General features: G+C 70.3%; 11 protein-coding genes and 2 pseudogenes. 6 read left to right on the forward strand and 7 right to left on the reverse strand.

Features of this window, described 5'->3' with window-relative positions; genetic code table 11:
* From ACZ52C_RS36620 to ACZ52C_RS36635, 4 genes and pseudogenes are all read right to left on the reverse strand, one after another.
* Positions 1-149, reverse strand: a pseudogene (locus ACZ52C_RS36620) (short-chain dehydrogenase); the annotation flags it as partial.
* A 134-nt stretch (positions 150-283) separates the two neighbouring features.
* Positions 284-883, reverse strand: coding sequence for a hypothetical protein (locus ACZ52C_RS36625; protein WP_469078852.1), 600 nt, complete (start codon positions 881-883; stop codon positions 284-286).
* A gap of 47 nt (positions 884-930) precedes the next feature.
* Entirely contained in the window at positions 931-2,079 is a 1,149-nt protein-coding gene (locus ACZ52C_RS36630) for an MMPL family transporter (protein ID WP_469078978.1), read from the reverse strand.
* An 18-nt stretch (positions 2,080-2,097) separates the two neighbouring features.
* Positions 2,098-3,018 (reverse strand): annotated as a pseudogene (locus ACZ52C_RS36635) (MMPL family transporter); the annotation flags it as partial.
* A gap of 443 nt (positions 3,019-3,461) precedes the next feature.
* Here ACZ52C_RS36635 and ACZ52C_RS36640 point away from each other — a divergent pair.
* From ACZ52C_RS36640 to ACZ52C_RS36655, 4 genes are all read left to right on the forward strand, one after another.
* Positions 3,462-4,586, forward strand: a complete 1,125-nt coding sequence (locus ACZ52C_RS36640; protein WP_469078853.1) for a 4Fe-4S binding protein — start codon at positions 3,462-3,464, stop codon at positions 4,584-4,586.
* Positions 4,583-5,926 (forward strand): SNG1 family protein, encoded by a 1,344-nt coding sequence (locus ACZ52C_RS36645; protein WP_469078854.1) that lies wholly within the window; start codon positions 4,583-4,585, stop codon positions 5,924-5,926. Before ACZ52C_RS36640 ends, ACZ52C_RS36645 begins: the two co-directional genes overlap by 4 nt.
* A 97-nt stretch (positions 5,927-6,023) precedes the next feature.
* A complete protein-coding gene (locus tag ACZ52C_RS36650) occupies positions 6,024-6,593 on the forward strand; it encodes a TetR/AcrR family transcriptional regulator (RefSeq protein WP_469078855.1) in 570 nt (189 codons plus the stop codon).
* A gap of 142 nt (positions 6,594-6,735) precedes the next feature.
* Positions 6,736-7,551, forward strand: a complete 816-nt coding sequence (locus ACZ52C_RS36655; RefSeq protein ID WP_469078856.1) for an oxidoreductase — start codon at positions 6,736-6,738, stop codon at positions 7,549-7,551.
* 136 nt (positions 7,552-7,687) lie between these two features.
* On the opposite strand, the gene ACZ52C_RS36660 is transcribed toward ACZ52C_RS36655, so the two are convergent.
* Entirely contained in the window at positions 7,688-8,773 is a 1,086-nt protein-coding gene (locus ACZ52C_RS36660) for a WD40/YVTN/BNR-like repeat-containing protein (protein ID WP_469078857.1), read from the reverse strand.
* 236 nt (positions 8,774-9,009) lie between these two features.
* Between ACZ52C_RS36660 and ACZ52C_RS36665 the strand changes: the two genes are divergently transcribed.
* Positions 9,010-9,591, forward strand: a complete 582-nt coding sequence (locus ACZ52C_RS36665) for an Rv1733c family protein (protein ID WP_469078858.1) — start codon at positions 9,010-9,012, stop codon at positions 9,589-9,591.
* A gap of 120 nt (positions 9,592-9,711) precedes the next feature.
* On the opposite strand, the gene ACZ52C_RS36670 is transcribed toward ACZ52C_RS36665, so the two are convergent.
* Both ACZ52C_RS36670 and ACZ52C_RS36675 read right to left on the reverse strand, forming a co-directional pair.
* Positions 9,712-10,494 (reverse strand): pectate lyase, encoded by a 783-nt coding sequence (locus ACZ52C_RS36670; RefSeq protein ID WP_469078859.1) that lies wholly within the window; start codon positions 10,492-10,494, stop codon positions 9,712-9,714.
* Positions 10,495-10,540: 46 nt separating this feature from the next.
* On the reverse strand, positions 10,541-11,518 hold the full coding sequence (locus ACZ52C_RS36675; protein WP_469078979.1) for a pectate lyase family protein: 978 nt from the start codon (positions 11,516-11,518) through the stop codon (positions 10,541-10,543).
* Between the two features lie 364 nt (positions 11,519-11,882).
* Between ACZ52C_RS36675 and ACZ52C_RS36680 the strand changes: the two genes are divergently transcribed.
* A complete protein-coding gene (locus ACZ52C_RS36680; protein WP_469078860.1) occupies positions 11,883-13,208 on the forward strand; it encodes an extracellular catalytic domain type 1 short-chain-length polyhydroxyalkanoate depolymerase in 1,326 nt (441 codons plus the stop codon).
* The last annotated feature ends 35 nt before the right edge of the window (positions 13,209-13,243 follow it).

Here is a 13,243-nt window from a genome sequence, read left to right on the forward strand (position 1 = left end):
ACCGCATCGGGATGCGTCACCGCACGCGGATCCCGGGCGGTGGCATACACCCTGCCCGCACCCCGCGCGAACAGCTCCTCCACCAAAGCCCTGCCAATCCCCCGGCTGCCACCGGTGACGAACACACTCGCGCCCTTCAGAGCGGTCATGACTACCTCCACACACCTCAGAAACCGACCGGTTTCCACCACAGTAAACCGATCGGTTTCCACAGCGCAAGTCGGCAGAAGGGGAGATCGCGTGGGCTGATGTCGGGTGCCGTTCCGCGGGGGAGCGGACGTGCTCACTTCTCGGAGTCGGACCAGGTCGCCACAAGTGCTCGCCGATCCCGAAAGCGAGGGCCGGGGACCATCTCCCGCGTGGGTTCACCGTTGAGCCAGCACACCTGCTCCGGGGCTCCGTCGCCCGTGTCGAACAGGCAGCACACTCCTCCGCTGTCCGCGGTCAGGTCGGTGAACACCTTCCTGATGGTGGCCGAGCGCGCGAACAGGCGGCTCATCGCCGACGTCGCCGCCCAGCAGTCCACCGACGCGTAGCCGGGGTGCGCGGAGGACGCGAACCGGATCGTCGCGTAGATGTATCCGATCTGGAGACGTCCGTCCGCCTGGGGTTCGAGCCCGTGCGTCTGCGCGTACTCACGCAGTGCGTCGTCGGCGTCGAACATGAGGGACGTGTCGAGCTCGACCGTGCCGCTGGTGGAGCAGTCCACCGGCTCGCTCCTGAAGTCGGACGTGAACGGGAGGGCGAGCCGGTCACCGCCGGGGAGGGTGATCTCGAGCGGCTGCACGGCGCGGGCCGGTGGCGCCAGCCCGGCCAGATTGATCAGCGCCCTGGCGACGTTCCGAGGACGCAGATACATCTCGTAGCTGTAGATCAGCCCCATGTCTCCCCCTGTCCGCGTGCGAACCGCACCCTCTCACGTCGCGGGGGTCAGCCCACGGCGACGGGGACCCGCTCGTCGGAGGCGTCATCCGAGGCGTCGTCGGAGGCGTCGTCGGACGTGCCGTGCGAGGCGCCGGCGGCGGGCACGTCGGTCTCCTTGATGCCGAACCGGTCGTAGAAGCGCGCCAGTGGTTCCGGTGCCCACCAGGCAGCCCTGCCCAGCAGTCGCATGACGGCCGTTCCCAGCAGGATGCGCACGATCAGTACGTCCGTCAGGACCGCGAACACCATGCCGACGCCGAACAGCTTGATGGTCAGCACACTGCTCGTCCCGATCGCCGCGAGCGGCACGCACATCAGCACCGCGGCGCTCACGACGAGGCGGCCGATGGACCCGAGCCCGGTCGCCACGGCCTCGGTGCTGTCGCCCAGGTGGTCGTACTGCTCCCGCATCCGGGACACCAGGAACACCTCGTAGTCCATGGAGAGCCCGAAGATCAGGGCGAACAGCGTGATCGGCATGTTGGGCTCGATGTTGCCCGTCGGATCGAAGCCGAGCAGGTGGTGCAGATGGCCGTCCTGGAAGACCCAGACCAGCATGCCGAAGGTCGCGGACAGCGACAGCAGGTTCATCGCTATCGCCTTGAGCGGCAGCAGCACCGAGCCGAACGCGAGGAACAGCAGGATGTACGTCATCACCGCGATGTAGAGCAGCATCCACGGCAGGGTCTCGCCGAGGGCGTCCAGGGTGTCGCTGTAGACCGCCGACTCGCCGCCGAAGTACGCCCGGGCGCCCGGCGGTTCGGGAACGTCCTTGAGCCGCTTCACCAGATCGCGCGCATGGGTCGAGACGGCCTCGCCCTCGAAGGTGACCGACTCGCGAGCCGTGTCGCCCTCGACCCCCGTGATCCTGGCGCTCGTCGCGCCCTCCGTCGCGCCGAGCCGCTCGGCGTACGCCCGCAGCGCCGCCCCCTGTTCCTTCGAGGTGCCGTCGGACTTCAGCACGAGCAGTGAGTCGATCGACTTCACGGCGTCGCTGTCGAAGTCCTTCTCCATGGTGGTGAAGACCTGGCGGCCCTCGGAACTGCTCGGCAGCTGCTGGGCGTTGATGGAACCGAACTCGATCCTGGAGAACGGCAGGGCGAGGACCAGCAGCAGCCCCACCGCGCCCACGACCACGAATCCCCGCCGTCGCATCAGGCCGTGCCCGAAGCGGGACCAGGAACCCGCGCCCGCCGACGCCGGGCGCACGGTCTTCCTGCGGCGGCGCAGTGGGAGGGCGTTGACCTTCGGGCCCAGGACGGCGAGCACCGCGGGCAGCGCGACCAGGGAGAAGAGCACGGACAGCAGGACCGCGGCCACACCGCCGTACGACATCGACTTCAGGAACGTCGACGGGAAGAGAGTCAGGCCGGCCAGCGCCACCGCGACCGTGACGCCGGAGATCACCACGGTGCGCCCGGCCGTGGCGAGCGTGCGCGAGAGCGCCTCCTCGCCCGTGTGCCCGCGCTCCAGCTCCTCGCGGTAGCGGCTCACGATCAGCAGGCCGTAGTCGATGGCGACCGCGAGCCCCAGGATCGTGACCAGGCGCATGGCGAACACGGAGACGTCGGTGATGTTCGAGATGAGCCGCAGGACGGCCATCGAGCCCGCGATGGAGAGCACACCGACGACGAGCGGGAGGGAGGCCGCGGCCAGACCGCCGAACACGAGCAGCAGGAGCACGAAGAGGACGGGGGCCGAGAACATCTCGGCGGCTCTCAGGTCGTGTTCGATCTTCTGTCCGGCCTGATAGCCGGTCGGTACCGTTCCGCCCTGGAGGGTCTCCAGACCCGGCGCGGGGATCTTGTCCTTGATCGCCTTGTACGCGTCCTCCTTGGCCTTCTCGCTGCCTCCGTGGAGGTTCAGGGCGACGTAGGTGGCGTGGCGGTCGTGGCTGACCTGCGCCGGCATCTTCGTCGTCCAGAAGTCCAGGTAGCCGGTCACCTCCGACTCCGGCAGGGACTCCAGCTGCCGGACGACCGCCTGCCGGAAGGACGGGTCGTCGACGGTTCGGTCGTCGTCCCGGTAGACGATCAGGGCGTCCGGTGTCCGCTGCGGGAACGCCTTCTCGGCGAGCTGGGCCGCGCGCACGCTGTCCGAGCCGGGGTCCTAAAAGCCGAGCGGGGTCAGGGAGCCGAAGACTCCGGCACCGTAGGCGCCGGACAGGACGGCGAACAGCATGGTCAGGCCGCGGCCAGGGCCGGCCCCGGCTCATCCAGGGTCGGCTCGGTAGGCGGGGCCCATCGGCTGCCGGCGCCACGAGTCGGCGAGCACACCGGCGTCGAAGGGGGCGAATCCGGTGTCGTGCACGAGGCGCATGGCCACGCGCCGTGCCGCAGCGGAGGCGTCCGGTCGGCTCGCCGCCCCGCTCCGCCGGCGCTCCCGGCGGGTGGCCCGGGGTGGCCCGAGGTGGCTCGGGGCGGCGCGCGACTCGGACTTGCGTGCGGAAACTGGTCAGTTTACGGTGGTGAAACTGATCAGTTTCTTGTCGTCGAGGCGGGCGAGTCCCGACCCCGCCCCCCTCGTGAGGAGCACAGATGACTGCCGCGCGCGACGCCGAGGGACGGCTGCCGAGTCCCAGGCTCCCGGCGAAGCTGGCCGCCCACCCGTCGGTGCAGGCCGTACTCGCCTGGCGCGGAGCCGGTGACGCGGCGCGACCCCCGGCGGTGATCGACGCGGCCTGGCTGCGCGAGCTGTGCCTGGCGGCCGGCGCGGACGACGCGGCCGCGGTGAGCCTGGACCACCCCGACCTGGCGGGCGAGCGCGCGTACGCGCAGTCGGCGCTGCCCGGCACCCGCACCCTGATCGCGATGGCGGTCCGGATGAACCGCGACAACTGCCGCTCCCCGGCCCGCAGCGTGGCCAACCAGGAGTTCCACCAGGCCGACGAACAGGCCAACCATGCCGCGCGGGGCGTCACCCGGGCGCTCCAGGACGCCGGGTACCGCGCACTCAATCCGTCCGTCGGCTTCCCCCAGGAGATGGACCGCTTCCCCCGCGAGCGGATCTGGGTGGTGGCGCACAAGACGGTCGCGGTGGCCGCCGGGCTCGGCGTGATGGGACTGCACCGCAACGTCATCCATCCGAAGTTCGGCAGCTTCGTCCTGCTGGTCACCGTCCTGGTGGACGCGGAGGTGAGCGAGTACGGCAAGCCGCTGGACTACAACCCCTGCATCGACTGCAAGTTGTGCGTCGCCGCCTGCCCGGTCGGCGCCATCACCAAGGACGGCGCTTTCGACGGCCTGGCCTGCACCACGCACAACTACCGCGAGTTCATGAGCGGGTTCACCGACTGGGCGCAGACCGTGGCCGACAGCGAGGACGCCGCCGACTACCGCTCCCGGGTCACCGACTCCGAGAGCGCCTCCATGTGGCAGAGCCTCAGCTCGCCTCCCGGCTACAAGTCCGGCTACTGCCTTGCCGTCTGTCCTGCGGGGGAGGACGTCCTGGGCCCGTACCTGGACGACCGCAAGTCGTTCATGGACACCGTGCTGCGACCGCTCCAGGACAAGAAGGAAACGCTGTACGTCCTGCCTGGGTCGCACGCGCAGGAGTACGCCCGGCGCCGATTCCCCCACAAGCCCGTCAAGGAAGTCACCGGAGGCTGGCAGCCCCCGGCGAAGCGATCCGCGTCCACCGAGCGAGAGCAACGTACGTCATGACTGACATTCACCCCTTCCGCGTCCTGCGCGCCCGACCTCTGTGGATCGCCAACGGCGTCATCACGGGCGTACTCGCGCTGCTGTTCGCCGTGTTCTACGTCGGCGCCAACATCGATCCGGCCGGCCATCTGAGCAAGCTGCCGGTCGGCCTGGTCAACGCCGACAAGGGGGCCGCCGTCGGTGGCGAGCAGGTCAATCTGGGGGCGCGGATCACCGAGTCGATCGAGAAGTCCGACGCGGGGGACGGCAAGGTCGACTGGAAGGTGATGAACGAGAAGGAGATGAAGGAGGAACTCGGCGAGGGCAAGCTGTTCGGCGCGCTCGTCGTCCCCGCCCACTTCACCTCGTCCGTCGCCGCCCTGACGAGCGCCACGAGCGCCGGGGACACCGCGAACGCCGCGAACGCCGCGAGCACCACGAACGCCGGGACTCCGGCCCGTCCGACGCTGACGGTGGTCACCAACCAGTCGGCCGGCAGTCTGGGCTCCGGCCTGGCCCGGACGGTGACCACCCGGGCGGCCGAGAACGCCTCGCTCCAGGTCGGCAGGCAGCTGACCGCCCAGATCGGGCCCGCGCAGGCGGAGTTGCCCCCCGCGGCACGCGTCCTGCTCGCCGACCCGGCCGCCGTCACCGTCGAGGACGGGCATCCGCTCGACCCGCACAGCGGCCTGGGCCTGACGGCGTTCTACTACGCGCTCACCCTCGTCGTCGTCGGCATGCTCTCCGCCAACGTCATCAGCGGCCAGGTCGATCACGCCCTCGGCTACACCCACAACGACATGGGGCCGCTGCGCCTGCACCGCCCGCTGATCGGGGCGACCCGGGTACAGACCCTCGCCATCGGCAGCACCCTCATGGCCGCCCTGTCCCTGCTGATGGGCACCCTGGTCATGGCCGGCGCGGTCGGCATCATGGGCATGGACGCCTCCCATCTGCCGCTGCTGTGGCTGTACTCGGTGTGCGCCATCGCGGTCTCCGGGATCGGCGCGCTCAGTCTCCTCGCGGTGTTCGGGACGCCCGGGATGCTGGTGGCCACGCTGGTCTTCATCGGGATGGCGGTGCCGACGGCAGGAGCCACCACCCCCATCGAGGCGCTGCCCGGCTTCTACCGTTTCCTCGCCGAGTTCGAGCCGCTGAGGCAGATCACCGGTGGCATCCGCTCGATCCTCTACTACGACGCGCAGGGCGACGCGGGTCTGACCCGGGGCTGGCTCATGATGGGCGTCGGCCTCGTGGCGGCCGTGCTGTTCGGCTTCGGCGTGCTGGGCTGGTACGACCGCAAGGGCCTGCACCGCATCCCGGTCGAGACGGCACCCGAGAAGCCGGCGGTCCCGGCCTGACGGAAGCCGCCCTCCGTGCCTGGGTGCGCGTGGCCACCGCCGACACCTGTGAAACCGATCGGTTTCCTTTTGCTTCTCCTTGGGTTAATCTCGTGCTATGACCACCGAAGTGAAGCAAACCCCCAGGGAGCGGCTGCTGGAGGCGGCGGCCACGCTCACCTATAGAGACGGCGTCGGCATCGGCGTCGAGGCGCTCTGCAAGGCGGCGGGAGTGTCCAAGCGCTCCATGTACCAGCTGTTCGAGAGTAAGGACGAACTGCTCGCGGCGAGCCTGGAGCGGCGCACCACCACCTATGTGGCGGCACTCGTGCCCGCGGCGGACGACGGCCGCTCGCCCCGAGAACGGATCCTGCATGTCTTCGAGCGACTGGAATCGCAGTCGGGTGCGCCCGAGTTCTACGGCTGCCCCTATCTGGCCGCGCAGATCGAACTGAAGGACCAGAGTCACCCCGCGAGCCGGGTCGCCCACGGGGTCAAGGAGAACCTGACCGCCTTCTTCCGTGCCGAGGCCGAGCGCGGCGGGGCGGGCGACCCCGACCTGGTGGCCCGGCAGCTCAGCCTGGTCTTCGACGGCGCCAATGCCCGTGCGGGAATCGGGGCGGACAGGCTCTCGGGCCTCGTCGCGCCCACGGTGACCACCCTGCTCGACGCCGCGGCAGTGCGGTGACGTACCGCCCGTCGGCTCCGGGGCGTTCCGAGGCCCGCTTCCCGGCGCGTTGCTCCCGTTTGTGAAGTCCGTTTCGCTGCCTGCGCCTGCCCGCACTTGCCTGCGGAAACCGATCGGTTTCCACGTTGTGCGGGAGTACGTGATGACGGCAGATCGACCGACGGCACTCGTGACGGGTGCGTCGTCCGGCATCGGGAGGGAGACCGCTCGTGCGCTGGTCGCGGCGGGGTTCGACGTGGTCGGCACGAGTCGGGACACCACGCGCGTCACCCCGCTCGCCGGTGTGACGTTCCTCGACCTCGACGTGGCCGACGACGCCTCGGTCGCCGGAGTGGTCCAGGAGGTGAGGGAGCGGTTCGGCCGGATCGACGTCCTGGTCAACAACGCCGGCGTCGGCTCGACGGGAGCCGCGGAGGAGACCCCCGTCGAGCAGGCCAGGGCCGTCTTCGACACCAATGTCTTCGGGGTCATGCGGATGGTGACGGCGGTCCTGCCGTACATGCGTGCCCAGAAGCGCGGCCGCATCATCAACATCTCGTCCGTGCTCGGCTTCATGCCCCAGCCGTACATGGCGGTCTACGCCGCTTCCAAGCACGCGATCGAGGGCTACTCCGAATCCCTGGACCACGAGATCCGCGAGCACGGCGTCCGGTCGCTCCTCGTCGAACCCGCTTACACCAGAACCGGATTCGAGGCCAACAGCGCGAAGCCGGACCTGCCCCTGCACGCCTACGCGCAGCAGCGGCAGACCGTCGACCGCGTGATGGCGGAGGCGATCAGGGACGGTGACGCGCCGGCCGTCGTCGCCGAGGCGATCGTCGCCGCGGCGACCGACCCCAGGCCGAAACTGCGCTACACCGCCGGCCCCACGGCCGGACGCGTGAGCACCCTGCGCCGCCTCGCTCCCGCCCGCGCCTTCGACAGGCAGATCCGCAAGATCAACCGCCTGGCGGGCTGACCCGCGTCCAGCAGCCGGCGGCCGCCTGAGGAGCCGATCGACGACGGCTGTCACGGAGTGGAACGGGACCGGGCACAGGGTGCCTCGGCGGACGGCCGGGGTCACTCGCGGACGGCGGCGGTGACCCCCCGTCCACTCAGCCGACGACCGCCGCGCGCACGCACAGCACGTCCGGCAGGTGCGACAGCAGCTGTCGCCAGCTGTCGCCGTCGTCGGCCGACGCGTACACCTCGCCGTTGCGGTTGCCGAAGTAGACACCCGCCGGGGCCGCGTCGTCCGTGCACATCGCGTCGCGCAGCACCGTGCCGTAGTGGTCCTCCGACGGCAGGCCCGCCGTCAGCGGCTCCCAGCTCTTGCCCGCGTCCGCCGTGCGGAAGACCCGGCAGCGGTGGTCGGCCGGAACGCGGTCCGCGTCGGCGTTGATCGGGAAGACGTAGGCGGTGTCCCCGCGATGCGGATGGGCGACGGCGGCGAAACCGAAGGTGGAGGGCAGGCCGGCGCCGATGTCCTCCCAGTGCGCTCCCGCGTCGTCGCTGCGGTACACGCCCCAGTGGTTCTGGAGGTACAGCCGGTCGGGGGTCGTCGCGTCCCGGGTCACCTTGTGCACGCACTGGCCGAACTCCGGGTCGGGGTCCGGCAGGAACACCGCCGACACACCGGAGTTGGACGGCGACCAGCTCGCCCCGCCGTCCTCGGTGCGGAACACCCCGGCGGCGGAGACGGCCACGGTCATCACGCGCGCGTCGCGTCGGTCGGTGAGGATGGTGTGCAGGCCCTCACCGCCGCCGCCCGGGGCCCACCTGTCGCGCGTCGGGTGCTCCCACAGCGGCCGGACCAGCTCGAAGGTCTCGCCCCGGTCCTCGGAGCGGTACAACGCGGCCGGTTCGGTGCCCGCGTACACCACGTCCGGTTCGGCGGCCGACGGGTGCAGCTGCCACACCCGCTCCAGCGAGGCCCCGGTGTCCTTGGGGAACTTGACCGCGGGCCGGGCGGGTTCGGTCCAGGTGCGGCCGAGGTCGTCCGAGTGGAACACGGAGGGGCCCCAGTGGGCGCTGTCGCCGCCGACCAGCAGCCGGGGAGTCTCCGAACGGGTGTCGATGGCGACCGCGTAGATCGCCTGCGCGTTGAAGTACGGCGTCTCGTCGAACTCCCAGGCGCCTCCCCGCCGCCGCCCGATGAACAGCCCCTTGCGTGTGCCCACGGTGAGCAGTACCTCAGCCATCCCGGCCACCTCCCGGACATCGTCGTCCCAGTCACCGGCCAGTCTGCACCTCACCACTGACAGTCACCCCTAAGAACGGCTCCGCCGCAGGTCAGCCGGTGTGTGAGCGGCTTAGGGGCGGGCCCGGTCCGACCGGGCCGGGCGAGGGTGACCCACATCGCATGAGCAGGGAGGGGGCCGCCACCGTATGGGAGAGCGGTCCGGCAGTCCTGCGTGTGCGAGGGAGGGTGCCCCCGATGGTGGCATTCCGTGGTCCGAAGGTGTGGCTGTGGCGATGGCGGCGCAACCCGCTCAGACGGCGCGGCGACCGGCTGGAGTCCTGGGTCCTGCTCGTCGCCTGGACGCTGACGCTGTTCGGCGGTGTGGCCGCGGGGCTCATGGCCGCCGACTCCGTCGAGTCCGGTCTCGCCCGGCAGCGCGCCGAGTGGCGCCAGGTCGGCGCGGTCCTCACCGAGGACGCGCCCGAACCGGCGGGCACGAGCGGTACGGGCACGGAGAAGGTGTGGGCGAAGGTCCGCTGGACCGCGCCGGACGGCTCCGTGCGCGAGGGACAGGCCCGGGTCGATCCCGCCAGCCTGATGGGAGCGCGGGTCACCGTCTGGACGGACGCCGGGGGCCTGCTGGTCACCAAGCCCGCCAGCGAGTCCCAGGCCCGGCTGCGCGCCGCGCTCGTGGGCGGCCTCGCGGGTCTGTTCGCGGCGGCCGTGCCGTTCGTGGGCGGCCGACTCGTGCGCGGCCGCATGGAACGGCGGCGGATGGACCAGTGGGACGAGGAGTGGGAGCGGATCGGCCCCCTGTGGGAGCGCAAGATCTGGTGAGACGGAGCGGGCGCGCGGGACGGTGAGCGTCCCGCGCGTGACGGCCGGCGGCCGGACGAGGCCCGTGGGGGGAGGCTCCGTCCGGCCGCCGGGGGACTCACCTGCGGGTGACGAGCGGTGTCACCGGTAGGTGATGTCCGAGGTGGCGTACTTGCAGTTGGTGCTGTCGGGGCCCGTACCGACGGCGGTGTTGTTGTTGTACTTCTGGCACGGGATCACCTTGCGGCCGCTGTCGTTGAGGATCGTGATGCCCCGCAGGGTCGCCACGTCGCCCCGGTTGACGTTGATGCCGACCAGGCGCGCGGTGGTGCCCGTCCCCGTCACCTCGATGTTGCTGAGGTTCACCTTGCGGGTGTACTGCGTGGAGCAGTCGCCGCAGGAGCGGTACAGCGTCTTGAAGTCGCTGACCGCGAAGTTGGAGATGTTCAGGGTGCCGGGTCCGTTGTGCTGGAAGACCTTGTCGGCCGCCTTCTTGGCACCGCCGCCGGTCACCGTGTACGTGGAGCCGCCACGGAAGGTCGCCGCGTCCTCGCCGACGTCCTCCCACCAGACGTTCTGCAGGGTGCAGTTGCCCTCGCAGTGGATGCCGTCGGCGCCGGGCGCGCCGATGATGACGTTCTTCAGCGTCGCGCCGGCCGCGAGCTTGAAGATCGGGTCCTGGCCTTCCTCCTGGCCGTCGCCGGCCAACGCGCCGCTGCCGTAGTAGCGCACCATGCCGCCGTCCCGGGTGCCGGACACCGAGATGGTGGAGGACACCGGCTGACTGCCGTTGGCGGACGGCCAGGTCGCGGCGTTCGCCGGCGTGGCTCCACTGGTCATGATCATGCCAAACGAGAGGCTGAACGCGGCGAACGTGCCGGTCAGCGCGCGCGTGCGGGCACGCGGACGTGCTGCAGAAGTCATGTCCCGATTCCTTCTGTTGTCCGAGCGGATGGGGGGTTGGCGGTTCTCAGAGCTTCCCGGCGCCCGCTCCCGAGGTCACCGACGCGACGACCGAGGAGGCGGACTGGGCGGTGTAGCCGTAGGGCGGGGTGGTGAAGCTCCCCACCCGGGAGATCTCGGTGGCGGCCCCACCGAGGTCGTTGCCGCGCAGATTCGCGTAGCCGTCCACGTCACTGCTGCGGTTCGTGGTGACCGCGACTCCCGTGTTGCGGAAGACGTTGTTCTCCACGAGCATCTGGGCGCCCATGCGCGCGTGGCAGGCGGTCTCCGCGCCGTCCACGTAGTTGTTGTAGAAGTGCCCGGTGCCGAAGCGCAGGCTGGGGATGCGCGAGTGCACGTTGCTGAAGTGGTTGTGGTGGTACGTCACCTTCAGGTGCCCGGTGTCCTCGGAGGCGTTCTTGTCACTGTGGCCGACGAGCGAGCCCTTGAAGTGCTCCTTGAAGGTGTTCCAGGACACCGTCACGTTGTCCGAGCCGTGGTTGATGTCCAGCAGGCCGTCGTAGTGGTCCTTGTCGTGGGTGCGGTCCGCCGAGAAGGAGTTGTGGTCGATCCACACCTTCGTGGACTCCTGGACGGTGATCCCGTCTGCGGGCGCGACCGGCTTGCTGATGTTCAGGTTGCGGACGACGACATTGGTCTCCTCCTTGATCCGCAGACCGCCGCCGGTGAACCCGGACGACGAACCCACGCCCAGGACCGTCGTGTTGGAGCCGATGTCGACCTGACCGCTCAGCGAGATCAGGCCGTTCACACGGACGACCTTGGCCGCGTTGCCGGTGACGGCGCTCTGGAAGGCGGCCAGTGTGGAGACCGTGACGGCGGAGGCGCTGCCGCCGCCGGTGGTCCCGGCGCCGTAGCCGATCGGCGAGGTCTCCGCCGCGCCGGCCGAGGGCGGCACGGCCAGGGTGGCGGCCGTCATCAGGGCGGCCGCGGCCGCCACCAGGACTGATCTTTGCGCGTGTGTACGTGGGGGGACGGTACGCATGCGGGTGCGTCCCTTCAGGGAGAGCTGGCGGAACATATACGTGAACTGCATTTACTGTTCTGATCGTCGTAAGCGAGTGGGGAAGCTCGACTCGACGATCGGTTCACATCGCTGAACGGAACGTAGGGGGCAAGCGCTTTCTAGTCAACGCTTTGCGCAAAAGAGATCGGTCGTGCCTGGTGAGGGCGGTCGGTCATGTGCGGGGAGTTGGCCCGGTGGCGCCGCGGGCAAGGAGTGAGCGAATTCTTTCGACGTGTGGGAGCGCTTCCGCGGCTTCCATGTCCATGTCACGATGCCCTTCCCGTCGCCCTGGCCCGGTTCCCCACCCGTCGCACCCGCCCCCGTCACAGGAAGGCACCACGACGTGACCCTCACCCCCCACGACCGCCCGCGCGGACCGCGGCGTCCGGCGCTCGTCGCGCTGCTGGGAGCGCTCGTGGCGTTGCTCGCGGCCACGCTGCTCACCGCGCCCACGGCCGCCGCGGCGCCCACCGAGTCCGAAGCCGCTCCCCGCGCGGCGCTCACCGAGATCACCGGCTTCGGCCCCAACCCCAGCAACCTGCAGATGTACCTCTACGTACCGGACAGTGTCACCGCGAACCCGGCGATCGTGGTCGCCGTGCACTACTGCACCGGCTCGGGGCCGGCGATGTACAACGGCACGGAGTACGCCTCGCTGGCCGACCGCTACGGGTTCATCGTCGTGTACCCGTCCGTCACCCGGAGCAGCAAGTGCTTCGACGTCGCCTCCCCGCAGGCCCTGACCCGCGGTGGCGGCAGTGACCCCGTGGGCATCAAGTCCATGGTCGACTGGACCGTCCGCACCTACGACGCCGACACCGACCGGATCTTCGCCACCGGTATCTCCTCCGGCGCGATGATGACCAACGTCCTCCTCGGCGACTACCCCGACGTGTTCGCCGCCGGCGCCGCCTTCGCGGGCGTGCCGTTCGCCTGCTTCGCCACCACCAACGGCTCCGAGTGGAACAGCGACTGCGCGAACGGCACGATCATCCGTACCCCGCAGGCGTGGGGCGACCTCGTCCGCGGTGCCTACCCGGGCTACACCGGGCCCCGGCCGCGCATGCAGGTCTGGCACGGCACCACGGACGACGTGCTGCGCTACCCCAACTTCGGCGAGGAGATCAAGCAGTGGACCGATGTGCACGGTGTCGGCCAGACACCGGCCGCCACCGACTCGCCCCAGTCCAACTGGACCCGCACCCGCTACGGCGGCACCGGTGACCGTGCCCCCGTCGAGGCGATCAGCCTCCAGGGCACCGGCCACAACCTCTACGCCTGGGGCATGGGCGAGCGCGTCCTCACCTTCTTCGGTCTCAATGGCTCCGGCCCCGCGCCCCAGCCGCCGGCCGGCCCCTGCAAGGTGACCGTCACCACCAACGCGTGGAGCACCGGGCTGACCGCCTCGGTGACCCTCACCAACACCGGCACCACGGCGGTCAACGGCTGGAAGCTGGGCTTCACCCTGCCCTCCGGACAGACCGTCACCAACGGCTGGGGCGCGACGTACAGTCCGGCGAGCGGCGCCGTGACCGCGACCAACGCCACGTACAACGCCGCGATCGCACCCGGCGCGAGCGTCAGCATCGGCTACCAGGCCACCCACACCGGCAACAGCGCGGCACCCGCGTCGTACACGCTCAACGGGACGGCGTGCACCACCGGTTGACGCCGCCCACCGACGGGACGGGTGGCTCGGGCGCC

Source organism: Streptomyces sp. NPDC034049, assembly GCF_055575575.1.